Raw genomic sequence first — 24,421 nt, forward strand, 5'->3', positions numbered from 1 at the left:
GCCATGGCCACCCAGCCCGCCTATCTGGTCCTCGCCTCGCAGCGCAGCGGAAGCACGTTGCTCGTCGAGTCGCTGCGGGCGACGGGCGTGGCCGGCGAGCCGCAGGAGTTCTTCCAATATCTGCCGACGACCAGCATGTCGCCCCAGCCGCGACAGTGGTTCGACGGCGTCGGAGACGACTCCATCCTGCGACTCCTCGACCCTCTCGACGAGGGCAAGCCCGATCTCGCCCCACCCGAGATCTGGCGCGATTACATCCGCACCGTGGGTCGCACCCCCAATGGGGTGTGGGGCGGCAAGTTGATGTGGAACCAGACGACGTTGCTCGAGCAGCGTGCGGCAGGCCTACCCGACCGCTCCGGAACGGCCTGCTCTCGGCGATCCGCGACGTGGTCGGCACGTATCCGGTTCTCGTGCACGTGTACCGCCCCGACGTCGTCTCACAGGCGGTGTCGTTCTGGCGCGCAGTGCAGACCAGGGTTTGGCGGGGCCGGCCCGATCCCGTCCGCGACGCCCGCGCCGGCTACCACGCCGGTGCCGTCGCGCACGTCGTGACGATGCTGAAAGCTCAGGAGGACGCCTGGCGGGCGTGGTTCGCCGAGGAACAGATCGACCCCATCGACGTGTCCTACCCGGTGCTATGGCGAAACCTCACCGAGGTGGTGGGTACCGTCCTCGACGCACTCGGTCTCGACCCGCGACGCGCCCCGGCGCTGGTTCTGGAACGCCAGGCCGATCATCGGTCCGACGACTGGGTGGATCGCTATCGCAGGGATGCGGAGAGACAAGGTCTTCCGGTATGACGGCTCAGACGGGGGACGCTACCCACGTCGAGGAACTCCGGTTGCTCGAGGCGGAGTCGGTGCACATCATCCGCGAGGTCGTCGCCGAACTGCAGCGACCCGTGCTGCTGTTCTCGGCGGGCAAGGACTCGATCGTCCTGCTCCGCCTCGCCGAGAAGGCGTTCCGACCGTCGCCGTTGCCGTTTCCCGTCCTCCACGTCGACACCGGCCACAACTTCGGTGAAGTCATCGACTTCCGCGACCGCAGGCTCGGCGAACACGGCCACAAGCTCATCGTCGGCTCGGTCCAGGAGTCGATCGAAAGCGGCCGCGCCACCCCGCACGATGTCTTTCCCATTGATAAACCAAGACGTCGCGCTTCGGTTGGCTAGCATTCGGCCCAATTGCCTCCAGCCTCATGCCCGAAACCGTCGCGCGGCGGTATCGCGAGGGTGACGAGGCGGTTGACACGCCGTGTCGGGGTGGCTGACACCCTTGTCGGGTTTTGAGGACGATCCCAAGCTGATCGTGACGGCGCACCTGTCCAATTCGTCGGCCGCGATGTCGCGCCAGGACTTGGCCTACGACATCGTCCGGCCGGGGATTGCGGTCTACGGCCTCAGCCCGATCCCGGAGCGCGGCCAGATGGGCCTGATCCCTGCTATGACGCGGAAATGCTCGGTGGCACTGGTCAAGTCGGTTCGCGCCGGTGAGGGGGCGTCCTACAGTCACACCTGGGTGGCCGACCGCGACACCACGCTAGCGCTGATGCCGATCAGCTACGCCGACGGGGCGTACCGCGCGCTGAGCGGGCGCATCGACGTGCTCGTCAACGGCCGGTTGCGCCGCAGCGTGGGCCGGATCTGCATGGACCAGTTCGTCGTCGACATGGGCCCGGGCCAGACCGGTGTGCACGAAGGTGACGAGGCCGTCCCGTTCGGCCCCGGCGGCGACGGCGAGCCCACGGCACAGGACTGAGCCGACCTGCTCGACACCATCCACTACGAGGTGGTGACCTATCGGCGCTGTCGGGTGCACACACAGTGGGAGATGATCTCCGGCGGGTAGCGGTATCCCTTGTACATCGACACCACCGGATCATCCCCGAAGCGCCAGTCTCACTCACCACCTTGACAGTGCCCTCGGGCCGCCACGAGTACCCGATGTCCCCCAATCGGGGGACCCGCGATTCACCCGTTGCACCTGCTGATTGCCGGACAGACACCACGATGGCTGTGCCGGAATCTAGTTATGCGCCTGGAGAACATCCACCCAAACTTCGAAACACCGACCAGTGATCGTGGTGCCGATCGCGAAAGGGATAGCGCGGTGAACGACTTCAGTGGAATGCCTCTTCCGGCACTCGCGGCCGCCGACGACGCGGTTACGAGCGACGTCCGAGAGCCGGCCTCGATCACCACATACCCGGTGGGCAACGTGACCGCGCTTCGACCCAGAATTCGGCCCGATGCTGGCGGCGCACCACAACCCGGCAGCGACCTCGCTGTGCACATGACCCGCTCGGCCTCCGAGGCGATGCGTACCTATCGGCTGCCGTCAAATATCACCGGACACCGACCTCGGCTGCGCAAGTTCAGCCAGTCGACGAAGCTGCAGGACGTCTCGTATGAAATCCGTGGCCCGGTACACGACCACGCCGCCCGGCTGGAGTCCGAGGGTCACCGCATCCTCAAGCTCAACATCGGCAACCCCGCACCCTTCGGGTTCGAGGCGCCCGATGTCATCATGCGCGACATCATCCAGGCGCTGCCCTACGCGCAGGGCTACTCCGACTCCAAGGGCATCCTGTCCGCGCGGCGGGCGGTGGTCACCCGCTACGAACTCGTCGCCGGTTTCCCCCGATTCGACGTCGATCACGTCTACCTGGGCAATGGCTGCTCGGAACTCATCACCATGACGTTGCAGGCGCTGCTGGACAACGGCGATCAGGTGCTGATCCCGGCGCCGGACTATCCGCTGTGGACGGCGTCGACCTCGTTGGCTGGCGGCACCCCGGTGCACTATCTGTGTGATGAGACGCAGGACTGGATGCCCGATCTCGCCGACCTGGAATCGAAGATCACCGAGCGCACCAAGGCGATCGTGGTCATCAATCCCAACAACCCCACCGGCGCGGTGTACAGCCGCGAGCTCCTCGAGCAGATGGCCGATCTCGCGCGCAAGCACCAGTTGCTGCTGTTGGCAGACGAGATCTACGACAAGATCCTCTACGACGACGCCGAGCACATAGCGATGGCGTCGGTCGCGCCTGACGTGCTGACCCTGACGTTCAACGGACTGTCCAAGGCGTACCGGGTTGCCGGGTACCGTGCCGGCTGGCTGGCCATCACCGGTCCGAAGGAGCACGCGAGCAGCTTCATCGAGGGCATCAGCCTGCTGACCAACATGCGGTTGTGCCCCAATGTGCCTGCCCAGCACGCGATTCAGGTCGCGCTCGGTGGACACCAGAGCATCGACGATCTCGTCCTGCCCGGCGGTCGGCTGCTCGAACAACGCGACGTCGCCTGGTCCAAATTGAACGAGATCCCCGGAGTGTCCTGCGTGAAGCCGTCGGGCGCGCTGTACGCCTTCCCGCGGCTGGACCCCGAGGTATATGACATCGCCGACGACGGGCAACTCGTGCTCGATCTGCTGCTGCAGGAGAAGATCCTGGTCACACAGGGCACCGGGTTCAATTGGCCCACAACGGATCATCTCCGCATCGTCACCCTGCCCCGGTCACAAGACTTGGCCATGGCCATCGAGCGGCTCGGTAACTTCCTCGCCGGCTTCCGGGGCGCGAAGACAACCAGCACGACATCAACGCGCCAATCCTTCATGAGATCACGATGAGCACAACCATTAGTGGTGTCGAACGCACGGGTACCGGAAGGTCTCAGGCGTCCCGCGGCATCGTTGCCCTTTTGTTCCTGGTGATCCCATTGAGCCAGATCGGGCTTGACATTTATACGCCGGCGCTTCCGCAGATGGCGATCGAGTTCGCGGCGTCCAACGATCTCGTCCAGAACACCGTGACCACCTACATGTTGGGCATGAGTGTGGCGTTCCTTCCGGTGGGGATGATCGCGGATGCGTTGGGCCGCAAAAGGGTCCTGCTCTCCGGCTTGGGGCTGCTCGTAGTGGCGAGCATCGGATGCGCGCTCGCGGATAGCCTTACGCTGTTGTTGGGTGTGCGATTCGTGCAGGGCATCGGCGCGGGTGCGTGCCTGCTTATGGCGGCCACCTTGCGGCCGACCGTTTTCGGGGCGCCAAGCTGGTCTCGGTGTTGGGGTTGCTCGGTGCAGCGTGGGGGGCGGCACCGGTGCTGGCACCGGCCGTCGGTGGATTCTTGGTGCAGTTTGGGTCCTGGCGTCTGGTGTTTGGGTTGTTCGCCGTCCTGGCAGCCGCAGTTGGGCTGCTCGTAGCAATAGTGTTGCCCGAGACGCTCGACGAAGATCTGCGCTCACCGGTCGATCTGCGCGCGGCGATGCGGACCCTCGGTGAGGCGCTGCGCCACCGGATCTTTCTGGGATACGTCGTGATGTTCGGCTTGATAGGTGCCGCGCAAATGGTGTTCGGAGTTGCCGGCCCGTTCCTGTACGAGGTGAAGCTCGGATTCTCGCCCGCCGCCTACGGGTTGGTTGCGCTGATCGTGGGGACGGCGAACTTAGTCGGTGAACTGGCCTGCGGCGGACTGGCCCAACGCACGACCACCCGCCGGCTAGCCCTGAGCGCGTGGGCGGTCTTCATGCTCGGGGCCGTAATCCTTGTGGTCTCTGCCGAAGTGGTCGGCGTCAACGCGTGGCTGATTACAGTAGGTGGCGCACTGGCGCTGGTCGGATGCGGAGTGCTCGACCCCCAGAGTAAGGGCCTGGCGATGGGTGTGTTCGCCCGGAACATTGGGCTGATCGGCGGGCTGGTCAATACCTGCTGCTATTTGATCGTCAGTGTGGCGATGGCCTTGATCGCCTACTCGCCCGAGGAATCTCAGGCGCCGCTTGGTTGGCTCTATGTCGCGCTGGGTGTGATGTTCGCTGTGTTGCTCTTTGCCACAGTGTCGCGGCGGTCGCCCGGCGCGGGAGAGCCGCGGAAGCTGTCAACCTGAATGAGGCACCGTTGAGTGGTATTTACTGAGCCAGAAGGTCAGACGACGTGACGTCATACCTTCGCTTACTCGACACCGACCAACTTTAGAAGTAGTTCATAAGTTATGGATGTCGTGACGTTCTCAGACCTGTAGCTGAGAGGAAAGGCCACCGTGGAAAGCTGGCTCTGCCGCGCCACGGGACGGTCTCTGCTGGTCCGACGTCGCGACGCCGAAGACCTGGTGCTCACTACAGTCTCGCGCCCCGAGCAGGTCCGCCAAGCCTCCTCGGTCACCTCGCGCATGTTTGTCGCGCTCATGCAGCACGACCCCGGTGTGCGCGACCTCGTCACCGAGATCCTGCCGAAAGTGTTTCCCTGGGTGGCGTTCCTGTCACGCGACGAAATACGCGAATTCGTCATCGAGCTGTGGCCGCCATCCGGGCCGCCGCCTCCGGGTGCCGCGAACCAGGGGATCCGGCAACGCTCGCTGCTACCCAACCTGGGCGACGACGAAGATCCGGCGGAACGGGAAGAACGTGCGCCCGTCGGGGCGGGCAGGGTATCTCTCGTCCAGCATCGGGACGAGCTCGCTGCGGAACTGCTGCCAATCCTCCTCGTCGAGCGCACCCTTCACCGGTGTGAGCGCCGTACCCGTGATCCAATTCAGCACCGGGTGTTCGCCGGTGAGTTCGTGAACGTAGGTGGTCTCCCAGGTGTCGACGGCGCAGCCCGCATCGGCGAGCATGGCGGCGTACTCGGCGGCCGAGTCCACGACCTTCCCGACGCGGAAGGGAATGTTGCGCAGGGCCTTCAGCCACTTCGAGCTGCTCGCCAACTCACGCACCGCGGCATGTGAGGGAGCATCGAAGTTGCCGGGCACCTGCATCGCGATCCACGCCCCGGCGGTCAGCTCACCGGCCCAGCGGACCAGCAGCTCCCGATGCCCGAGCACCCATTGCAGTGCCGCGTTGCTCAGCACGACGTCGGTGTCCGGCTTCGGCGTCCACGACTCCAGTTCCCCGAGGCTCGCGTCCAGCCCGCGCTCACGGGCCGCGTCGACCATCTCCTGCGAGCTGTCGACGGCTTCGACGACGGCGTCCGGCCAGCGGTCCGACAGAGTGACCGTCAGGTTGCCCGGCCCGCAACCGAGATCGACGACGCGGCGCGGTGACTCGGCACCCACCCGTGACAACAGGTCGTAGAACGGACGCCCGCGGTGGTCCGCGAAGGCCAGGTACACGTCGGGATTCCACATGGTGACATCCTGTCTGATCATGCAGGAGGCAACGGCCGTACGGGCAATCTGGGAGTCGCTGGGGCTGCCGGGCATCATCGACGTTCACACCCACTTCATGCCGAAGCGGGTGATGCACAAGGTGTGGCAGTACTTCGACGCCGCAGGGCCGCTCGTCGGTCGCGTCTGGCCGATCACCTACCGCGCCGAGGAGGCCGACCGCCCCGAGACACTGCGGGGCTTCGGCGTGCGTGCCTTCACCTCGCTGGTCTACCCGCACAAGCCTCAAATGGCCGCCTGGCTGAATCAGTGGGCGGCCCAGTTCGCGTCGACCACGCCGGACTGCCTGCCCACCGCGACGTTCTATCCCGAACCGGGCGCCGTGGAGTACGTCACCGCCGCGATCGTCGACGGCACTCTTGTATTCAAGGCCCACGTCCAGGTCGGCGGCTACGACCCGACGGATCCGCTGCTCGACGGGGTCTGGGGTGTAATCGAGGAGGCGCAGGTCCCCGTCGTCATCCACTGTGGTTCGGGCCCACAGCCCGGGGCACACACCGGCCCCGAGCCGGTCCGGGCGGTGTTGGCCCGTCACCCGCGACTTCCCCTCGTCATCGCCCACATGGGGATGCCCGAATGCGGTGACTTCCTCGACCTCTGCGAGAAACACCCGGAGGTCCGGCTGGACACGACGATGGCCTTCACTCCGTTCGTCGAGGAGATGGCGCCCTTCCCGGCTGCCGATCGACCCCGGATCGTCGAGCTTGGTGAGCGCATCCTGTTCGGTAGCGACTTCCCCAACATCCCGTACGGCTACCTCGAGGCCATGGAGGTTCTGACGGCGCTGAACGGCATCGACGACGACTGGCTGCGCGGGGTGTTCCACGACAACGCCGCACGACTCTTCGGACTGTCCGCCCACAGCTGATTGACAGCCGGGCCACGGCGCAGTGCCAGGCAGACCAGCGAGGGTGGCGATCGTGACTACCCGGTGGCCACGGTGGGGACTTGCTGCCCTGCTGACGTGCACCGCCGCGATGTACCTCTGGAATCTGTCCGCGTCGGACTACGGGAACGCCTTCTATGCCGCTGCCGCGCAGGCCGGTTCGCAGAGCTGGTCGGCGTGGTTCTTCGGTTCACTGGACGCAGGAGACTTCATCACGGTGGACAAGCCGCCGGGGGCTCTCTGGGTGACCGGCCTGTCGATACGCCTTTTCGGCATGAGCACCTGGTCGGTGCTGGTACCACAGGCCATGATGGGCGTCGCTGCGGTGGCGGTACTGTTCGCGGCCGTCCGGCGTGTGGTGCCCGACCCGGTCCAAGGTGCCGTCGCGGGCTTGATCGCCGGTGCCGTCCTCGCCTGCACCCCCGCCGCGGCGCTGATGTTCCGCTTCAACAACCCCGACGCGCTCCTGGTGCTGTTGTTGGTGGTCGCCGCCCATTGTCTGGCGCGTGCGGTGCAGGCGCCGTCGTGGCGGTGGTTGGCCCTGGTCGGCGCCGTCATGGGGACGGCGTTCCTCACCAAGATGCTGCAGGGCTTTCTGGTACTGCCCGGGTTCGGTCTGGGGTACCTGCTGGCGGCACCGACGACGTGGCGAAAACGGTTGCTGCACTTGGCCGGTGCGCTCGGTGCGTTCGTGGCCTCGGCGGGCTGGTGGGTGCTCGTCGTGCAGCTCATACCCGCACAATCGCGGCCCTACATCGGAGGTTCGACGAACAACACGGTGCTGAATCTGGCGTTCGGCTACAACGGGTTGGGCCGACTGGTGGGACATGAATCGGACTGGGGTGGACCGGCGGTCGGCTCGACGAAGGCGCCGACCGGTCTGCATCGGCTGTTCACCACCGAGATGGGCAACGAGATCTCCTGGCTGCTGCCCGTCGCCTTGTTCGCCACCGCCTTCGGCGCCTACCTGGCCGTGCGCGGACGCCTCGCTCGAGACGAGCGGGCGGCCGTCATGTCATGGGGCGGCTGGCTGCTGGTGACGGTGGTGGTCTTCAGTTACATGCTCGGCACCATCCACCCTTACTACACCGTCGCGCTGGCACCCGCGATCGGCGCCCTCATCGGTCTGAGCGCGGTGTGGGCGTGGCGCTCCCGGGTGGCGTGGGACGGCCGGATAGCGATGGCCGGCATGCTGGGGTTGGGTGGATGGTGGTCGTCAGTACTGTTACAGCACAACCACTTCGGTCCACCGTCGCTGCCATTGTTGGTTCTGGTGACGTCGCTGGCGGGGGCGGTGTGCGTCGGGGTCGGCCGGCAGTGGCCGATGGCGACGGGACTCGTCGCGGGCGCGACCGCCGCAGTGGCGGGCACGGTCGCGTACTCCGTCGCGACCGTCGCGACGCCCCACCACGGCGCCATCCCCAACGCCGTGAGCCTCACGCATGCCACCCCGGGCCTGGCCGAGCGGGTCGCGGTCGGCGGGTGGACCGGTGACGAAGCCACCAACGGCGACCTGGCGGCGATGCTCACCGCGACGACGACACCGTGGTCGGCCGCGACCAACGGATCGCAGTCGGCCGCGGCGCTGGAGCTCGCGACTCGGACGTCGGTCATGGCGATCGGCGGATGGAGCGGCGACCCCACACCCACTCTCGCGCAGTTCGTCGACGACGTGCACGCCGGGAGAATCACCTATTACGTCGAAGCGGGCCGCGGCGGCGCGGCGCAGCCGCAGGGCCGGGTGATCCGCTCGGAGAACCACAGTGCCTCCCACAGCAGGGAGATCGCCGACTGGGTGGCCGACCACTATGCGGCCATCACAGTCGGCACGTCCCTGGTGTACCGCCTCAACTGAAGGGCCCGGGTTACCCTCAGCACGTGTCCAGTTCGCAGCCCGACGTTGCCGCTCCGGTGGATCCCCCCATCCCCGTTCCCGACGTCGCCGGCGCCGACGCGACCATCGACCTGACGCTGCAGCAGAAGCTCACCGTCGACTCTTCGGCAGTCGCCGATCTCGGCTTGCGGACGGCAATCGCCTCGCTGGTCGGGGTGGCCATGCTGCCCCGTGTCGCCGGTACGGCGTTGCGACCCAACGACACTCGTGCCGAGCGCGACGCCACGAAGTTCTACGCCGAGTTGGCCGCCGCGAAGGATCCGGAACTGTCCTTCCCCGCACCGAAGGAGCCGCCGCGGGTCTCGTCGCGACCCGCGAATCCGGTCGCCGAGTGGACGGCCCACGGCCGGGTGCGCAACATCCGGTTCACGAGCAGCTTCGAGGCCGTCAACCCCGCGATGCGAGACCAGCGGCGCGGGTACGCACGCAACAACGTCGTGCACGCCCAGCACTGGCAGCACGACGACGGCCCACACCCGACGCTGTGCCTGATCCACGGCTTCATGGGGTCGGCGTATTTGTTCAACGGGCTGTTCTTCTCGCTGCCGTGGTTCTACCGGTCGGGTTACGACGTACTGCTCTACACGCTGCCGTTTCACGGGCGGCGCGCCGAAAGGTTCGCTCCCTATAGCGGTTACGGCTATTTCGCCGACGGGATGTCCGGTTTCGCCGAGGCGATGGCGCAGGCGGTCCACGACTTCCGTTCGGTGCTGGACTACCTCGAGCACACCGGTGTCGACCGCATCGCGCTGACGGGCATGTCGCTCGGCGGGTACACGTCGGCTCTGATCGCCGGTGTCGACGACCGCGTCCAGGCCGTCATCCCCAACGTGCCGGTCGTCACGCCGGATTCCGCGTTCGACGACTGGTTCCCGGCCAACCTGCTGGTCAAGTTGGGCAAGCGGCTGGCGGGCACCGACCGCGAACTGTCCGCCGCCGCGTCCGCATATCACTCGCCGCTGAACTACGCACCGCTGGTACCCAAGGATCGGCGGCTCATCATCACCGTTCTGGGCGACCGTCTGGCGCCTCCGCAACAGGCCGAAATGCTTTGGCGACACTGGGATCGTTGCGCGTTTCACTGGTTCCCCGGCAATCACGTGCTGCACGTCAGTCAGCCGGACTACCTCCGCAGGATGACGCGCTTTCTGCGGCCCTTCATGTTCTCCTGTCATCGGGCCCGCCTCGGGATCGTCGGCGGGAATGGCGCGGCCAACTCGTTCGAGATGGGTGGGTAGCGGAGTGGCTTCCGCCGTCCACCCCCGCCCCGAGAACCACTCGTCGGCGGGGGCCCGGCGTCGCGTTCTTCCTGCGGCTCGGCGGCGACGAACAGGGCCGTCGACCCAACGCTAGTGGTGATGTCCCAGGTGTCTCATTCGTCTTTGTCCGGTCGCACGTCTGCCGACCCTGCGCCCGAAACCTGAGTCGGCTACACCAGCGAACGACCGGTCCTGATCCGCCAGTCGAGATCCTTGAGTAGCACGTTGAACGGGAACTGCCGAACGAACCGAGGCGACAGATGGCTGGCGGTACGCAACAGCGTCATCAACCGGTCGAACCGGCGCTGACGGCGAGCATCCCACGGCAGGCGCATCTCGTCCCGAAAACGTTGCGGCAGAAAGCCGGTGGTGATCAGCAGGGCGAGGTTCTCATTCCAATGCTGCAGCGGCCCCGGCAGGGTCACCCCACGAATCCTGCTCGCGGCGATCGGGTACAGGTACTCGCGGACGGTGTCGTCGATGTGGACCCTTGCGAGCTGCTCCTGCCAATACGCGTCGAAGGCAGCGCGGTCGGCGGGCCACATCTCCGGCGGCACCTGCAGCGTGGTGCCCAGCGACATGCCCTCGGCGTAGTGCTGGTCGGCCGTCTCGTCATCCATCTCGCCGACGAACGTCCGGTAGGAGTCGACGGCGCCCTTGTACAAGCACGCGGCGACCCACATCTGCAGATCCTTGTCGAACGCGTTGTACTTCACCGGGCTCTCCTCGGTGGAGTACACCTGCGTGTGGGCCCCGTTCACCGCCCTTCGGAACGCGGCCTTCTGCTCGTCGCTGCCTCTGCCTGCCACGGCCAGATACGTGAAGGTCGTGCGGGCCCGCTTGATCGGGTGAAGGTCGACCCGGCCGCTCTCGACCCGGCTCTCCAGCACCCCGTAGCCGACGCCCGGCCTGGCCAGCTGCATGATCACGTTCGCGGGTCCGAGCAGCAGACCCACTCCGAGCAGACCCTCGTCGAGGGTCGGGCCGCGTCGCTTGAGCGAACTGCGCTGCGCCGGAGGTGCGGCAGAAGCACCGACTGCACGCTCGACGTGACTCTCACCGATCGACACTGGTCAACCCCTCATCCCGCAAATATGGTAACGCGTGTTTCCAGATATTGCACCGGCGATTGACGGGTGTCAAGATAGCTCTGTGGCGAATGTCCGGCCCTACGGCGGCGTGCAGGCCCGCGACCGGATAGCGGATCGCAGGCGCCGACTTCTCGACGCGGGCCTCGAGCTCCTAGGTGGGCCCGATGAACCGACCGACCTGACCGTCCGGGCCATCTGCGTTGAAGCCGGGATCTCCGTGCGGTACTTCTACGAGAGCTTCCCAGACAAGGACGCGCTGGTCGCGGCGGTCTTCGACCGGGTGATCGCCGACATCGCCGCGACCACTCAGGCGGCCGTCGCCGCGGCGCGGCGCGAGGAACAGAACCGGGCGGGCATCGCCAACCTCGTCCGCGCGATCGCCGATGACGCGCGGGTCGGACGACTGCTGTTCAACGCGCAACTCTCCCACCCGGTACTGGCCCGCAAGCGCGCCGAGCTCGGCGGCGTGTTCGCCCTGTTGTCGGGTGAGCACGTCTCGACCGCCTACCGGTTACCGCAGGGAGAGTGGGTCAAGGCCGTCGCGCACTTCGTGGTCGGCGGCGTCGGCCAGACCATCAGCGCCTGGGTTTCCGGCGACATCCAGATGACCCAGCCCCAGCTGGTCGATCAGCTCACGCGGATCGTCGACGCATTGGCGCTGCGCGACCTGGATGGGACCTAGCTCCCGACCGGCATCGGTGGGCGCCGATCGGCCTCGGTCCTGGGGACGGTGGCCGCGTCACTATCAATGAATTCCTTGGTCCAGCAGGCGAATTCGAGGGTAATCCCATCGGGGTCCTGGAAGTAGAAAGAGCGGACGTAGACGCCGGGATGCACCGTGGCGGACACCTGGGCGGGGCTCTCGTCGTGATTCAGCACCGGTCCGACGCGAACACCCCTCTCCTTCAGTCGCTTTCGATACTCGTCGAACTTCTCCACTGGCACGTGGAACGCCAGGTGGTTGAGCGATCCGACGGCACTGACGATCTCACCGATGCCGGGGATCGCGGCGGGCGCCGAGATACCGGGTACCCCGTCCGGCGCCTCCTTGAACCAGAAGAAGGCGACGCAGTCCCCGTTGCCGGCGTCGAAGAAGAAGTGCTGTCCCATGCCGCCCGGCAGGTCGAGCGACTTGACCAATGGCATACCGAGGACGCCTCCGTAGAAGTCGACCGTCTTCTGCATGTCGGCGCACACCAGTGCGGCGTGGTTGATGCCGCCGAGTTCGAATTCGGAGTTGACGTTGTTGGGCTTGATCATGATTCGACTCCGTCTGGTCAAAGTGCGAATCTGAATCTAACATCGCATTCAACTTCGAGCCAGAATCGGCAGAGAGGTCGCCAGTGACGGTCGCCCCGCGCGAGACCCCGGACGCGACAGATGTAGCCGCGCGAGTCATGTTCGCACGCAAGGCAATCCTCCTCTCGGAGCCGTCATGACACCTGGAGTGACGCGCGAGTTCATCGGCACCGACTCCCCCACTGCGCGCCGGGCCGGCTCGGGTGGTCATCCCTGCCAGGGGATCTACTACCGGGGGGTGGGCCGCAAGCCGAAGGTGGCGATGATCGCCACGCACTATCAGATCGACTTCTCCGAGCACTACCTCGCCGACTACATGGCCACGCGCGGAGTCGGCTTCCTCGGTTGGAACACCCGGTTTCGCGGCTTCGAGAGCAGCTTCCTGCTCGATCACGCCCTGGTGGACATCGGCGTCGGCATTCGGTGGCTGCGCGACGTTCAACACGTCGAAACGATCGTGCTGCTGGGCAATTCGGGTGGCGGTTCGTTGATGGCCGCCTACCAGGCGCAGGCCGTCGACCCGCACGTGACGCCGCTGGATGGCATGCGGCCCGCGATCGGCCTCGGCGAACTGCCCCCCGCCGACGGATACGTCGCCAGCGCGGCACACCCCGGCAGGCCCGAAGTGCTCACGGCATGGATGGACGGGTCGGTGGTGGACGAGAACGATCCCCTTGCCGCCGACGCCAGTCTCGACATCTTCGACGAGCGCAACGGCCCCCCATACTCAGCCCAGTTCATCGAGCGGTACCGCGCGGCGCAGGTCGCCCGCAACCACGCGATCACGGACTGGGTCGAGGCCGAATTGAAACGCGTGCGGGCAGCTGGTTTTTCGGACCGTCCCTTCACGGTGTTGCGCACCTGGGCCGATCCCCGAATGGTCGATCCGACGCTCGAACCCTCGAAGCGACCACCCAACACCTGCTATGTCGGGGTGCCCGTCAAGGCCAACCGTTCCGCCCACGGCATCGCCGCGGCGTGCACGCTGCGCAGCTGGCTGGGCATGTGGAGTCTAAGCACCGCACAGACCGGGGCGGAGCCGCACCTGGCCCGCATCGACTGCCCCGCCCTGGTGATCAATGCCGATCAGGACACCGGCGTCTACCCGTCGGACGCCCGCCGCATCCACGACGCGCTGGCAGGCACCGACAAGAGCCTCTGTTCGATCGACACCGACCACTACTTCACCACTCCCGGTGCGCGGAGCGAGCAGGCCGATACGATCGCGAAGTGGATCGCGAAGCGGTGGCGGTAAAGGTACTGGCCCATTTCACGCCGGGCGACAGGGTGCACGAATTCCTTGCGCCTCAACTGGATTGGCTCGACGTCCGCTACTGCGCGGAAGATGACGACGACACCTTCTACCGCGAGCTGCCCGACGTCGACGTCATCTGGCACGTCCTGCGACCGTTGTCCGGCGACGACCTCGAACGCGCCACGCGGTGCCGCCTGGTGCACAAGCTGGGCGCGGGGGTCAACACCATCGACGTCGCGGCCGCGACGCGGCTGGGCATCGGCGTCGCCAACATGCCTGGCGCCAACGCCCCGTCGGTGGCGGAGGGCACGGTGCTGCTGATGCTTGCGGCTCTGCGCCGGCTGCCCGCCCTCGACCTGGCCACCCGACGGGGCCGGGGGTGGCCGTCCGATCCGACACTCGGCGAGACGGTCCGCGACGTCGGCGGCTGCACGGTCGGCCTGGTCGGCTACGGCAACATCGCCAAGCAGGTCGAGACGATCGTCAAGGCCATGGGTAGCACCGTCGTGCACACCAGCACCCGCGACGACGGCACCCCCGGCTGGCGCCCACTGGGCGAGCTGCTCGCCGACAGTGACATCGTGTCGCTGCATCTGCCACTGACGGAGAAGACGTCCGCCCTGCTGAACGCCGACAGGCTGGCCTTGATGAAGCGCGACGCGGTGCTCGTCAATACCTCGCGGGGCGCGATCGTCGACGAGTCCGCACTCGTCGACGCACTGCGCGATGGGCATCTGGCCGCAGCGGGTCTGGACGTCTTCGCCGTCGAGCCCGTTCCTGCCGACAATCCGCTGCTGGAGCTCGGCAACGTCGTCCTGACCCCGCACGTCACCTGGTACACGGCCGACACCATGCGCCGGTATCTCGCCGTGGGCGTCGACAACTGCCGCCGCCTCCGCGACGGTCGGGACCTGGTGAACCTGGTGAATCAGGTGGCCGTCCGGCGGTCGTAGCCGTCGCGGTACGCTCGATCCCAACCCACCGGTTGATTCAAGGAGACCAGCGCATGCCCATCGCGATCCTTTCGGAACACAACGACCTAGCCGATTCCGTCCGGGACCTGGTCAAGCGCGTAGCGCCGTCCGAGGTGCTGCACGAAGCACTCGAGACACCGATCCCCAACCCGCCGACCTACTGGAAGGCCGCCGCCGAACAGGGCCTCCAGGGTCTGCACCTGTCTGAGAACGTCGGCGGCCAGGGCTTCGGCATCCTCGAGCTCGCCATCGCGCTCGCCGAGTTCGGTTACGGCGCCGTCCCCGGCCCGTTCGTACCGTCCGCGATCGCGAGCGCACTGATCTCCGCGAACGATCCTCAGGACAAGCTGCTCGAGGGACTCGCGTCGGGTGAGGTCATCGCCGCGTACGCCATCGACTCCGGCTTGACGGCCACCCGTCAGGGCGGCGGCCTCGTCATCCGCGGTGAAGTCCGCGCCGTGCCCGCTGCCGCGCAGGCGTCGCTTCTGGTGCTGCCCGTATCGATCGACAGCGGCGAGGAATGGATCGTCCTCAACGCCGACCAGGTCGAGATCGAGCCCGTCAAGAGCGTCGACCCGCTCCGGCCGCTGGCACACGTCCGCGCCAACGCCGTCGAGGTCGCCGACGACCGCGTGCTGTCCAACCTCGGCCGCTCGCTCGCCCGCGCCCTGATGTCGACGCTGCTGTCCGCCGAGTGCATCGGTGTCGCCCGCTGGGCCACCGACACCGCCTCGGAGTACGCCAAGATCCGCGAGCAGTTCGGCCGCCCGATCGGGCAGTTCCAGGCCATCAAGCACAAGTGCGCCGGAATGATCGCCGAGACCGAACGCGCCACCGCCGCCGTGTGGGACGCCGCCCGTGCCATCGACGAGGCCACGAGCGGTAGCGAAGACAGCGCCTACGAATTCGCCGCTGCCGTCGCCGCCACGATCGCACCGGTCGCCGCCCAGCACTGTGCCCAGGACTGCATCCAGGTGCACGGCGGGATCGGCTTCACCTGGGAACACGACACGAACGTGTACTACCGCCGCGCTATCGTGCTCGCCGCGTGCTTCGGGCGGGCCGCCGATTACCCGCAGCAGGTGATTGACGTCGCGACCACCACCGGGATGCGTTCGATCGACATCGACCTCGATCCCGACACCGAGAAGCTGCGCGAGGAGATCCGTGCGGAAGTCGCTGCGCTGAAGGCGATTCCGCGTGAGGAGCGCAACACCGCGATCGCCGAGGGCGGCTGGGTGCAGCCGCATCTGCCCAAGCCGTGGGGCCGCGCCGCCGCACCGATCGAGCAGATCATCATCGCTCAGGAGTTTTCGACCGGGGCCGTGAAGCGACCGCCGATGGGCATCGCCGCGTGGATCATTCCGTCGATCGTCGCGTATGGCACCGATACCCAGCAGCAGCGCTTCCTTCCGCCGACGTTCCGCGGCGAGATGATCTGGTGCCAGCTGTTCTCCGAGCCGGGTGCCGGCTCCGACCTGGCCAGCCTGACGACCAAGGCCACCAAGGTCGACGGCGGCTGGCGGATCACCGGCCAGAAGATCTGGACCACCGGTGCGCAGTACTCGCAGTGGGGCGCCTTGCTAGCCCGGACGAACCCCAGTGCTCCGAAACACGCTGGCATCACCTACTTCCTGCTCGACATGGCCGCCGACGGCGTCGAGATCAAGCCCCTGCGGGAGCTCACCGGCAACGCGATGTTCAACACCGTGTTCATCGACGACGTGTTCGTGCCCGACGAGTTCGTGTTGGGCGAGGTGGACCGCGGCTGGGAGGTCAGCCGCAACACGCTCACCAACGAGCGGGTGTCCATCGGCAGCAGCGAGCCGCCGTTCCTGGCCAGCCTCGACCAGTTCGTCGAGTTCTTGAAGGAAGGCCACTTCGACCAGATCGAACAGAACGAAGCCGGCCGCCTGATCGCCGAGGGCCATGCCGCCAAGCTGCTCAACATGCGCTCGACGTTGCTGACGCTGGCCGGCGGGGACCCGATGCCCGCGGCCGCTATCAGCAAGCTGCTGTCGATGAAGACCGGCCAGGGCTACGCCGAGTTCGGCGTGTCCTCGTTCGGCACCGACGCGGCCGTCGGCGATCTCGGTCAGCTCTCCGGCAAGTGGGCGGAGTACCTGTTGGCGGGCCGGGCCACGACGATCTACGGCGGCACCTCGGAAGTGCAGCTCAACATCATCGCCGAACGGTTGCTCGGCCTGCCCCGCGACCCGTAATCCGCCGCCGTCAGACGGTATGGGGGGCTGGGGCCTCGCTCACATGTGGTGGGGCGCCTGATGCTCGTCGCACGCCAACCAACCAAGATGAAATCCCGGATCAGGATCAGACGGCCAGCGGCCGCCGAATCGGGTTGCGAGGCGGGCGTCGAGGCCAGCCGTGCGCCCTGCGGGCACGATTGCGAGTAGCAGCAGGGGAAACAGGTCCTCGGCCGGGTAGGTCCACAGGTACTGGTTGGTGTCCCAGAGCATCACCCAGATTGGGAAGATCAGCAGCAGCCCGCCCACCGCGGCCAGCCGGGAGGCCACACCGAAGATCAGCCCGAGGCCGATGGCGAGTTCGGCGACGTTTGACGCCGTGATCAGAAAACCCGGCCGGCGATCGGCCCTGGTGCTGGTCGCCTTCACCGTGGCCGCGTCTTTCGCCACCTGCGCATGGGTCTCCGCATACCCCACGTTCTCCGAAATCTTCCCGACCGAGCTGCGCGCGACGGGGATCGGGGCGTCGGTGGCCGTGGGCCGAATGGGTGCGGTGATCGGGCAGGTCATGCTCGCAGAGACCGCGATGGTGTTCACCGTGACCACGATGTTCGTGGTCCTCGGCGCCTTCGGGCTGATCGGCGCCGTCGCCGGCGGGCTGTGGTGGCTGCGCGGCGTGGAAGGAAGGGGAGTTTCGGTCGAGGTGCTCGGCACCCCGGTGGGCGCGGAGGCGCAGACATGATCGCTCGCCCGGGGTGCCGTCGGCCTGACCTGGTTGGCACTGCGGTCGGCGTGCCGATTAGCGGGGCTTGAGTAGCGTTGATGTGCAAACGTTTTCGGCTCTTGTCAGTTTGGCCCACGGTCGGGTCGGCGCTAATGGCGTGTCAGCATGGCGGCGAGCCACCGGCGAAACTGTCAGGGCGATGACACCACCTCTGCGATGGCGTACACCGGAATGCCACACAGCCGCGTGGCCGAAGTGTGAGACTGGTTGGGTGATATCGGCCAGCCCGAATAGGGTGCTCGACGTGTTGTTTTCGGCGGCGCTGCCGCCGGCCAGGGTGAGCGGCGTTCCCGCCCCGTCCACCGATTCGAATGCCTTCCCATTGCCCGAGATTCGAGGAGCGTGATGAATTCGACGGATGGCCTGAAGCGGGTCCTCGCCGTCGCCGGTGAGAATGCCGGACAGGTGGATACCGACGGCGCATTCCCCACCGCAGCGGTCGACGCTCTGCGTAGTAGCGGATTACTGGGGTTGATACTGCCGGTGGAGGTCGGTGGGCTCGGCGCCGGTCCGGTCGAGTTCACCGGGGTGGTCGGCGAACTGGCCGCGGCCTGCGGATCCACCGCAATGATCTACCTCATGCATGCGGCGGCCGCGGTCACCGTAGCGGCCGCGCCGCCTCCCGGTATGCCGGAGCTGTTGCCCGCCATGGCTTCCGGTGAATCGCTCGGGACGTTGGCGTTCAGCGAGAAGGGGTCGCGTTCCCATTTCTGGGCGCCGGTGTCGACGGCGGCATTGTCGGACGACGGAAATGCGGTCAAGCTTCGGGCCGACAAGAGTTGGGTTACCTCGGCTGGTTACGCGGACACCTACGTCGTGACCGCCGGTTCCACCTCGGGAGTTGCCGGCGAAGTCGACATGTTCGCGGTTCCCAGTTCAGCCGCTGGTTTGTCGGTTGTCGCGCCGTTTGTTGGACTCGGCCTGCGCGGCAACGCATCGTCGCCGATGACGATCGACGCAACGGTGCCGGTGACTTCGCGGCTGGGCGATCAGTCCGCCGGATTCGGGTTGATGATGCAGACCGTCCTGCCATGGTTCAACCTCGGCAACGCCGCCGTCTCGCTCGGTCTGGCCGGCTCGGCATATGCCGCCGCCATCGCGCACGTCGGTGCCGCCAGATTGGAGCATCTCGGTGAATCGCTATCGGCGTTGCCGACCATTCGCGCGCAGATCGCAAGGATGGGAACGGCTCTAGAAGCTCAACGGGCTTACCTGAACCGCGCGGCGACCAGCGTCGGCGCACCCGATGACGACACGATGATCCATGTCCTCGGCATCAAGGCGTCGGCCAACGACGCCGCTCTCGTCATCACCGAAGCCGCGATGCGAGTCTGCGGTGGCGCAGCGTTCTCCAAACACCTGCCGATCGAACGAGCGTTCCGCGACGCGCGAGCGGGCGCGGTGATGGCGCCGACCGCCGACGTGCTCTACGACTTCTACGGCAAGGCCGTCACCGGCCTTCCGCTCTTCTAGGACGGGGAACCATGAACGACCCACTGATTATCGGAGCCGTCGCGTACACCCCGAATGTGGTCCCGATCTGGGAGGGGATCCGTGCCTACTTCGACGAGCCGGGCGAATCGGGCGCCGCGATGGACTTCGTCCTGTACTCGAACTACGGTCGGCTCGTCGCGTCGCTGCTCGCCGGACACATCGACATCGCCTGGAACACCAACCTCGCCTATGTGCGGACGGTCATGCAGACCGATGGCCACTGCGTCGCGCTGGCGCAACGCGATACCGACGTCGGCTTCACAACGGTCTTCGTCGCCAGATCGGGCAGCGGATTGACCGGCGCGGATGCGATCGCCGGGAAACGACTCGCACTCGGTTCGGCGGACTCCGCGCATGCCGCGATCCTGCCGTTGCACTACCTGGCCCGGGCCGGTGTTCCCGCATCGGACATGCAGATCATCCGATACGACACCGACATCGGCAAACACGGCGACACCGGCCGCAGCGAACTCGACGCCGTCGAGGCGGTATTAGCCGGCGACGCCGACATAGCCGCGATCGGCAGCACCACCTGGGAGGCGATGGGACGCGACGAGCTGATGCCCGGCACACTGGAGGTGGTCTGGCGGACCGACGGGTACTGCCATTGCATGTTCACCGCGCTCGACACCCTGCCGGCGCAGCGGTACACCCCCTGGCTGGACAAGTTACTGGCGATGGACTGGGACAACGCCGACGATCGCAGGATCCTCGAACTGGAGGGGTTAAAACGGTGGGTCCGCCCGCATCTGGACGGATACCAGCCGTTGTTCGCCGCCGTCGAGGAACAGGGGATCGACCCGCGGTGGTGATCTTCGACCTCATGCGGCTGATGGAGACGTTGGCCGACGGCGCAACTGGCGAGGTCACTGTCGGCTCGGCAGCCGAACGAGAACTTGCCGAGAAATGGTGCGCGCGCAGCGGTAACACCGTATTGCAGGCCGAAGTGGACAGCTCGGGGGTAGGCGTGCTCACGGTGCGACGCGGCCGCCCACTCGACCCGCTGCAGATTCTCGGTCCGGACCGGATGCCCGGCGCGCGGCTGTGGATTTACACCAACTTCCATTGCAACCTCGCGTGTGACTACTGCTGTGTGGCGTCCTCACCCCAGACGCCGCGCAGAGAACTCGGCGCCGACCGGATCGCTCGACTGGCGCGGGAAGCGGCGGACTGGGGCGTGCGCGAGATATTTCTCACCGGCGGCGAGCCGTTCCTGGTCGCTGACATTGGCACCATTGTGCGCAGCTGCGCCACGCTGCTGCCCACCACGGTGCTGACCAACGCAATGGTGTTCAAGGGCCGGGGTTTACGGGAGCTCGAGTCCATCCCGCGAGACGGTGTGGCACTGCAGATCAGCCTCGATTCAGCCACCCCGGACCGGCACGACGCGCATCGCGGTCGGGGCAGCTGGGCCACGGCGGTGACAGGTATCCGGCTGGCACTCGGGCTGGGCTTCCGCGTCCGGGTGGCGGCCACCGTCGCCGCCCCGGCGCCGGGCGAGCTCGCCGCCTTCCACCGATTCCTCGACGACCTCGGAATCGCACCCGACGACCAGGTCGTACGGCCGATCGCCCACGAGGGAGTCGCCTCAGCGGGCGTGGTGCTCACCCGCGCGTCGCTGATTCCCGAAATAACAGTCACCGCCGAAGGCGTCTACTGGCATCCCGTGGCGGCGACCGATGCAGACGCGTTGGTCACCCGGCAGATCGAGCCGCTCACACCGGCGCTGAATAGAATCTCGGAAGCCTTCGCCGAGCAGTGGGCCCGCGCAGCCAGCGCGGCGCAACTGTTCCCTTGCGCGTGAGCAGACGCGGAAACGCCCGATACCGTCGGTGATGTCCCGCTGCGATCGCGCCGGGACCATCTGTGAACTATGGATGACGTTCGCCGACGTCGGACGTGGCGTCCGCGGATCGGTCAGCGAGACGGGTACGGTTCGAAGGCATGAAGGTGTCGCTGTGAAACGTCTCCGTTTCCTCGGATTGTGGATCGCCGTGGTTGCGTTGATCGTCGGCTGCAGCGGCCCGACAGCCGCCGGCGAGCCGGGCAGTGCCATCGTCGCCGAGCAGCTGCAGTTCACTGCGAAAACCGTGAATGGCCAAGATTTCTCCGGGCAGAGCCTGGCGGGCAAGCCTGCCGTACTGTGGTTCTGGGCGCCCTGGTGCACCACGTGTCAGGGCGAGGCGCCCGGGGTGGCCAAGGCCGCGCGGGCCAACCCGGCCGTCACGTTCGTCGGGGTCGCCGCCCAGGATCAGGTCCCCGCGATGCAGAACTTCGTCACCAGGTACAGCCTCGGCTTCACCAATCTGGCCGATCTCGACGGCTCGGTGTGGCGGCAGTTCGGGGTGACCATCCAGCCCGCGTTCGCGTTCATCGGTCCGGACGGCTCGGTGGATGTGGTCAAGCGCACCCTCTCCGAACAGGACCTCGCCGCGCGGGTCAGCACACTCGCCGCGGCCTGACCCGGCGCCCCGGACGCCTCGGTGGACATCCAGACGCTGGGCTTCGCCGTCGCCGCGGGGTCTCTCGCCGCGCTCAACCCGTGCGGATTCGCCATGCTGCCGGCCTACCTCACCTTGGTGGTCCTCGGCGAGAGCTCCGACGACGAGCATCGAAGCCGCACGGCCGCGGTCGGGCGCGCGCTGGCGGCCACCGCGGCGATGGCCGTCGGATTCCTGCTCGTGTTCGGCACGTTCGGGCTCGTCATCGCACCCCTGGCGACCTCGGTGCAGCAGTACCTGCCCATAGTCACCGTGGTGATCGCGGTGGGACTGATCGGGCTGGGTGTCTGGATGCTGACCGGCCGGGAAATCACCGTGTTCTTGCCCAAGCCGGGCCGGGGTGCGCCTACCGCGCGGCTGGGCTCGATGTTCGGCTACGGGCTGGCCTACGCGCTCGCGTCTTTGTCCTGCACGATCGGGCCGTTCCTGGCCGTCACCAGCGCCACCTTCCGCGGCGGCTCGGTCCTCGGCGGTGTCGCGGCGTATCTGGCCTACGCAGCGGGCATGGCCCTTGTTGTCGGCGTCTTGGCGGCCGCGGTCGCGCTGGCTGGCAACAGTGTGACAGCGGGTGCGCGGCGGGTGCTGCCGTACGTCAACCGGATCGCCGGCGGCCTGCTCGTGCTGGTCGGGCTGTATGTGGGCTACTACGGCATCTACGAACTGCGCATGTTCTTTGGCGGCGGTGACGCGCGGGACCCGGTGATCGCGGCCGCCGCCGCGGTCCAGCAGACCTTGGTGGGCTGGGTGGACAGCATCGGAGTGCTGCCGCTGCTTAGCGTGCTAGCCCTGCTGGTGCTCAGCGCCGTGCTGCTGTCCAGACGGGTCAAGCAAAAGTACGACACTGAGCGGTTGTGATCACTTTCCATGGTTCGGACCGGATACCAGGCCCCTGGGTACAAACGTAACGACCACCGGGACCGGCCTGTTCACGGGACGTGCGCGTCTAACTCGTCGACGGACCATTGGTCGTAGGCGTGTTGGCCGCGCTTGCTGGCCATAACGCGGCCGTCGGGTCCGATCAGGAATCTCCTCCACTTCTACTTCGACCCCGTGTGTCCGTTCGCGTGGATGACGAGCAAGTGGGCGCGGATGGTGGCCCAGCAGCGCGATTATGACGTGGGCTGGCGGCCTCGGCCGCTTCGCGAGCCGCCGCCACGATCGCGGCGGCGTAGTCCACCCCGTCCACGGTGGCGCCGGGGCCTGAGGCGATGTCGGCAACCCGCAGCCCGGGCCGCAGACCCAGCACCCCGCCGGGGTGAGTCAACGCGGCCCCGCCGGGGTGATAGGAATCTCCGAGCGGCAATGCGACCGCATCAGAGGAGTAGGCGACCGCGCAGCAGGACGTGATTTGTTCGGGGGTGGTCATCGCGGGACCACCCGGTGGCCGAAGTTGATGGTGTCGGTGGCGGTCCCCGGCGGGTGCACGTCGCGGGCGAGTTTCGACCCGTGCGGCGAATCGGCCAGGATCGGTTGCAGCGGCGATGCGTTGGGCACTATGTCGGGCACCGCGACGCCGGTCATCTGGGCCCACACCTGCTCGCGATAGCTCACGGAGTCGCAGGCGCAGAAGGGATCAGCCGACCGTCGGGGGTGATTTCCTCCATACAACATCCGTGCGTCACGGCCCGAGAGCTCCGTCCGGCTTGTCATCGCCTCGCGGGCCATTGGATGGAGGTCACCCACGAGCGGCAACGACCACGGGGTCACCCTGCGCCAACTGCGCTTCTTCGCCATGCTTGGCGAAGAAGCTCAACTTTCGGCGCGCCGCCGAGAAGCTGTTCATCACCCAGCCTGCACTGTCCACGGCCATCAAGGCACTAGAGCACCAGACCGGAGCGACGTTGTTGCGCCGCAATACCCGCGGAGTGGCGCTGACGGACGTCGGCGCGGCGTTCCTTCCGGTCGCAGTCGAAGTGTGATGTCTCGGGACATCGCTGACACTTATGTCTCGGGACATCGCTGACAGTCATGATGCCGGTTTCGGTTCGCGATTGCGATAGGTGCGGGCGCTTCTGCCGCTGGGTTGGTAGTCGCGGTTGGGGTCGGCGGTGAACTCACGGACCAGTGTGGTGCCGCTGAAGATGGTGATGTGGTCGCCGTCGCGGATGCTGTCGCATTCGTGTCCAGCCCAACGCAGGCCGACGTTGACTCGGTACGGCGGCACGAACAACTTGCCTGATTTCTCGCCGACGGTGTGGCGGGTGACGAAGATCGGTTGCGGCAGTGGACGTTCGGCGGGCCGAGCTTTGACGGTGGCGGCGAAGGCTTCCCCGGGAGTGGCCCCTCGTAGCGCGCGGTGGGGCCGGTGGTGGTTGTAGAAGTTGCGGAACTCCTCGAGGAGCTCGTTGAGTTCGGCCACGGTCGCCGGTGCGGGGCGTGCCCGCAGCCACTTCTTCAGGGTCTGCCAGAAACGTTCGATCTTGCCGCACGTCTGGGGGTGACGCGGGCTGGAGTTGATCGTGCGGGTACCCAACGCCCGCAGATTCGCCTCGAAGTCCGCTTCGAAGCTGAACCGCCGCCCGGTGTAGACAAGTCCATTGTCGGTCAACGACATTGACGGAATCCCACACTCGTCGATACCCGCCAGCATCACCGACCACACCAACTCACTGTCAGCTTGG

General features: G+C 66.8%; 21 protein-coding genes and 4 pseudogenes. 19 read left to right on the forward strand and 6 right to left on the reverse strand.

The genetic code is table 11. From position 1 onward, the window contains the following. Window positions 1–3 precede the first annotated feature (3 nt). The 5 genes and pseudogenes from stf0 to VET27_RS10415 all read left to right on the forward strand — a co-directional run bounded on the left by stf0 (window position 4) and on the right by VET27_RS10415 (window position 4,887). A pseudogene (gene stf0 / locus VET27_RS10395) lies at window positions 4–803 on the forward strand (trehalose 2-sulfotransferase). Next, window positions 800–1,114 (forward strand): annotated as a pseudogene (locus VET27_RS10400) (phosphoadenosine phosphosulfate reductase domain-containing protein); the annotation flags it as partial. The pseudogenes stf0 and VET27_RS10400, both read left to right, overlap by 4 nt. A 202-nt stretch (window positions 1,115–1,316) precedes the next feature. After that, window positions 1,317–1,757 (forward strand): annotated as a pseudogene (locus VET27_RS10405) (alanine racemase C-terminal domain-containing protein); the annotation flags it as partial. Window positions 1,758–2,318: 561 nt separating this feature from the next. Further along, a complete protein-coding gene (locus tag VET27_RS10410) occupies window positions 2,319–3,635 on the forward strand; it encodes a pyridoxal phosphate-dependent aminotransferase (RefSeq protein ID WP_526517755.1) in 1,317 nt (438 codons plus the stop codon). Further along, window positions 3,632–4,887: pseudogene (locus VET27_RS10415) on the forward strand (multidrug effflux MFS transporter). Before VET27_RS10410 ends, VET27_RS10415 begins: the two are co-directional and overlap by 4 nt. 471 nt (window positions 4,888–5,358) lie before the next feature. Here VET27_RS10415 and VET27_RS10420 read toward each other — a convergent pair. After that, a complete protein-coding gene (locus VET27_RS10420; RefSeq protein ID WP_526517715.1) occupies window positions 5,359–6,123 on the reverse strand; it encodes a trans-aconitate 2-methyltransferase in 765 nt (254 codons plus the stop codon). Window positions 6,124–6,142: 19 nt separating this feature from the next. Here VET27_RS10420 and VET27_RS10425 point away from each other — a divergent pair, with 19 nt between their 5' ends. Genes VET27_RS10425 through VET27_RS10435 form a run of 3 tightly spaced genes read left to right on the forward strand, consistent with a single transcriptional unit; the run spans window position 6,143 to window position 10,180 of the window. Next, window positions 6,143–7,030, forward strand: a complete 888-nt coding sequence (locus VET27_RS10425) for an amidohydrolase family protein (protein ID WP_526517717.1) — start codon at window positions 6,143–6,145, stop codon at window positions 7,028–7,030. A 52-nt stretch (window positions 7,031–7,082) separates the two neighbouring features. Beyond that, window positions 7,083–8,903: a glycosyltransferase family 39 protein gene (locus VET27_RS10430; RefSeq protein ID WP_526517719.1), complete on the forward strand. Its 1,821-nt coding sequence runs from the start codon at window positions 7,083–7,085 to the stop codon at window positions 8,901–8,903. A 23-nt stretch (window positions 8,904–8,926) separates the two neighbouring features. Further along, window positions 8,927–10,180, forward strand: coding sequence for an alpha/beta hydrolase family protein (locus tag VET27_RS10435; protein WP_526517721.1), 1,254 nt, complete (start codon window positions 8,927–8,929; stop codon window positions 10,178–10,180). Between the two features lie 191 nt (window positions 10,181–10,371). Here VET27_RS10435 and VET27_RS10440 read toward each other — a convergent pair whose 3' ends face one another. Then, entirely contained in the window at window positions 10,372–11,271 is a 900-nt protein-coding gene (locus VET27_RS10440; protein WP_526517723.1) for an oxygenase MpaB family protein, read from the reverse strand. A gap of 82 nt (window positions 11,272–11,353) precedes the next feature. Here VET27_RS10440 and VET27_RS10445 point away from each other — a divergent pair, with 82 nt between their 5' ends. Next, a complete protein-coding gene (locus tag VET27_RS10445; protein WP_526517725.1) occupies window positions 11,354–11,974 on the forward strand; it encodes a TetR/AcrR family transcriptional regulator in 621 nt (206 codons plus the stop codon). On the opposite strand, the gene VET27_RS10450 is transcribed toward VET27_RS10445, so the two are convergent. After that, the gene (locus tag VET27_RS10450) at window positions 11,971–12,552 is read right to left on the reverse strand and encodes a VOC family protein (RefSeq protein WP_526517727.1); all 582 of its coding nucleotides are present in this window, start codon (window positions 12,550–12,552) and stop codon (window positions 11,971–11,973) included. The two genes, VET27_RS10445 and VET27_RS10450, sit on opposite strands and share 4 nt — an antisense overlap. 175 nt (window positions 12,553–12,727) lie before the next feature. Between VET27_RS10450 and VET27_RS10455 the strand changes: the two genes are divergently transcribed. From VET27_RS10455 to VET27_RS10465, 3 genes are read left to right on the forward strand one after another with little or no spacing between them, the layout of a single operon-like run. Continuing rightward, on the forward strand, window positions 12,728–13,846 hold the full coding sequence (locus tag VET27_RS10455) for an alpha/beta hydrolase (RefSeq protein WP_526517729.1): 1,119 nt from the start codon (window positions 12,728–12,730) through the stop codon (window positions 13,844–13,846). Beyond that, window positions 13,822–14,799: a 2-hydroxyacid dehydrogenase gene (locus VET27_RS10460; RefSeq protein WP_526517731.1), complete on the forward strand. Its 978-nt coding sequence runs from the start codon at window positions 13,822–13,824 to the stop codon at window positions 14,797–14,799. The genes VET27_RS10455 and VET27_RS10460 overlap by 25 nt, the downstream gene beginning before the upstream one ends. Window positions 14,800–14,852: 53 nt before the next feature. After that, complete coding sequence (locus VET27_RS10465; protein ID WP_526517733.1) at window positions 14,853–17,042, forward strand: acyl-CoA dehydrogenase family protein; 2,190 nt, start codon at window positions 14,853–14,855, stop codon at window positions 17,040–17,042. Between the two features lie 39 nt (window positions 17,043–17,081). Here VET27_RS10465 and VET27_RS10470 read toward each other — a convergent pair whose 3' ends face one another. Next, complete coding sequence (locus tag VET27_RS10470; RefSeq protein ID WP_526517735.1) at window positions 17,082–17,618, reverse strand: DoxX family protein; 537 nt, start codon at window positions 17,616–17,618, stop codon at window positions 17,082–17,084. A 1-nt stretch (window position 17,619) separates the two neighbouring features. On the opposite strand from VET27_RS10470, the gene VET27_RS10475 reads away from it, so the two are divergent. From VET27_RS10475 to VET27_RS10500, 6 genes are all read left to right on the forward strand, one after another. Further along, the gene (locus VET27_RS10475; protein WP_526517737.1) at window positions 17,620–17,763 is read left to right on the forward strand and encodes a hypothetical protein; all 144 of its coding nucleotides are present in this window, start codon (window positions 17,620–17,622) and stop codon (window positions 17,761–17,763) included. A gap of 387 nt (window positions 17,764–18,150) precedes the next feature. Beyond that, window positions 18,151–19,278 carry an Rv1679 family acyl-CoA dehydrogenase gene (gene fadE16, locus VET27_RS10480; RefSeq protein WP_526517739.1) on the forward strand — a complete coding sequence of 376 codons (1,128 nt, stop codon included), beginning with the start codon at window positions 18,151–18,153 and terminating at the stop codon, window positions 19,276–19,278. A gap of 11 nt (window positions 19,279–19,289) precedes the next feature. Continuing rightward, entirely contained in the window at window positions 19,290–20,111 is an 822-nt protein-coding gene (locus VET27_RS10485; RefSeq protein ID WP_526517741.1) for an Rv1680 family SBP-like protein, read from the forward strand. Further along, a complete protein-coding gene (locus VET27_RS10490; RefSeq protein WP_526517743.1) occupies window positions 20,105–21,103 on the forward strand; it encodes an Rv1681 family radical SAM protein in 999 nt (332 codons plus the stop codon). The genes VET27_RS10485 and VET27_RS10490 overlap by 7 nt, the downstream gene beginning before the upstream one ends. A 184-nt stretch (window positions 21,104–21,287) precedes the next feature. After that, a complete protein-coding gene (locus VET27_RS10495; protein ID WP_526517757.1) occupies window positions 21,288–21,761 on the forward strand; it encodes a protein disulfide oxidoreductase in 474 nt (157 codons plus the stop codon). Window positions 21,762–21,782: 21 nt separating this feature from the next. Then, window positions 21,783–22,655, forward strand: coding sequence for a cytochrome c biogenesis CcdA family protein (locus VET27_RS10500; RefSeq protein ID WP_526517745.1), 873 nt, complete (start codon window positions 21,783–21,785; stop codon window positions 22,653–22,655). 507 nt (window positions 22,656–23,162) lie between these two features. Here the strand turns inward: VET27_RS10500 and VET27_RS10505 are convergent. Beyond that, on the reverse strand, window positions 23,163–23,351 hold the full coding sequence (locus VET27_RS10505; RefSeq protein ID WP_526517747.1) for a hypothetical protein: 189 nt from the start codon (window positions 23,349–23,351) through the stop codon (window positions 23,163–23,165). A gap of 185 nt (window positions 23,352–23,536) precedes the next feature. Between VET27_RS10505 and VET27_RS10510 the strand changes: the two genes are divergently transcribed. After that, the gene (locus tag VET27_RS10510) at window positions 23,537–23,719 is read left to right on the forward strand and encodes a LysR family transcriptional regulator (protein ID WP_526517749.1); all 183 of its coding nucleotides are present in this window, start codon (window positions 23,537–23,539) and stop codon (window positions 23,717–23,719) included. 47 nt (window positions 23,720–23,766) lie between these two features. On the opposite strand, the gene VET27_RS10515 is transcribed toward VET27_RS10510, so the two are convergent. Continuing rightward, a partial coding sequence (locus VET27_RS10515) for an integrase core domain-containing protein (RefSeq protein ID WP_526517751.1) occupies window positions 23,767–24,421 on the reverse strand: 655 nt, incomplete at its 5' end.

It is taken from the genome of Mycobacterium sp., assembly GCF_035633495.1.
GTDB lineage: Bacteria > Actinomycetota > Actinomycetes > Mycobacteriales > Mycobacteriaceae > Mycobacterium.

Coding starts and splice junctions, on each gene's coding strand:
- VET27_RS10465 (WP_526517733.1), top strand. CDS start 14,853: ATGCCCATCGCGATCCTTTCGGAACACAACGACCTAGCCGATTCCGTC.
- VET27_RS10455 (WP_526517729.1), top strand. CDS start 12,728: ATGACACCTGGAGTGACGCGCGAGTTCATCGGCACCGACTCCCCCACT.
- VET27_RS10420 (WP_526517715.1), bottom strand. CDS start 6,123: ATGTGGAATCCCGACGTGTACCTGGCCTTCGCGGACCACCGCGGGCGT.
- VET27_RS10450 (WP_526517727.1), bottom strand. CDS start 12,552: ATGATCAAGCCCAACAACGTCAACTCCGAATTCGAACTCGGCGGCATC.
- fadE16 (WP_526517739.1), top strand. CDS start 18,151: ATGAATTCGACGGATGGCCTGAAGCGGGTCCTCGCCGTCGCCGGTGAG.
- VET27_RS10425 (WP_526517717.1), top strand. CDS start 6,143: ATGCAGGAGGCAACGGCCGTACGGGCAATCTGGGAGTCGCTGGGGCTG.
- VET27_RS10410 (WP_526517755.1), top strand. CDS start 2,319: ATGCGTACCTATCGGCTGCCGTCAAATATCACCGGACACCGACCTCGG.
- VET27_RS10485 (WP_526517741.1), top strand. CDS start 19,290: ATGAACGACCCACTGATTATCGGAGCCGTCGCGTACACCCCGAATGTG.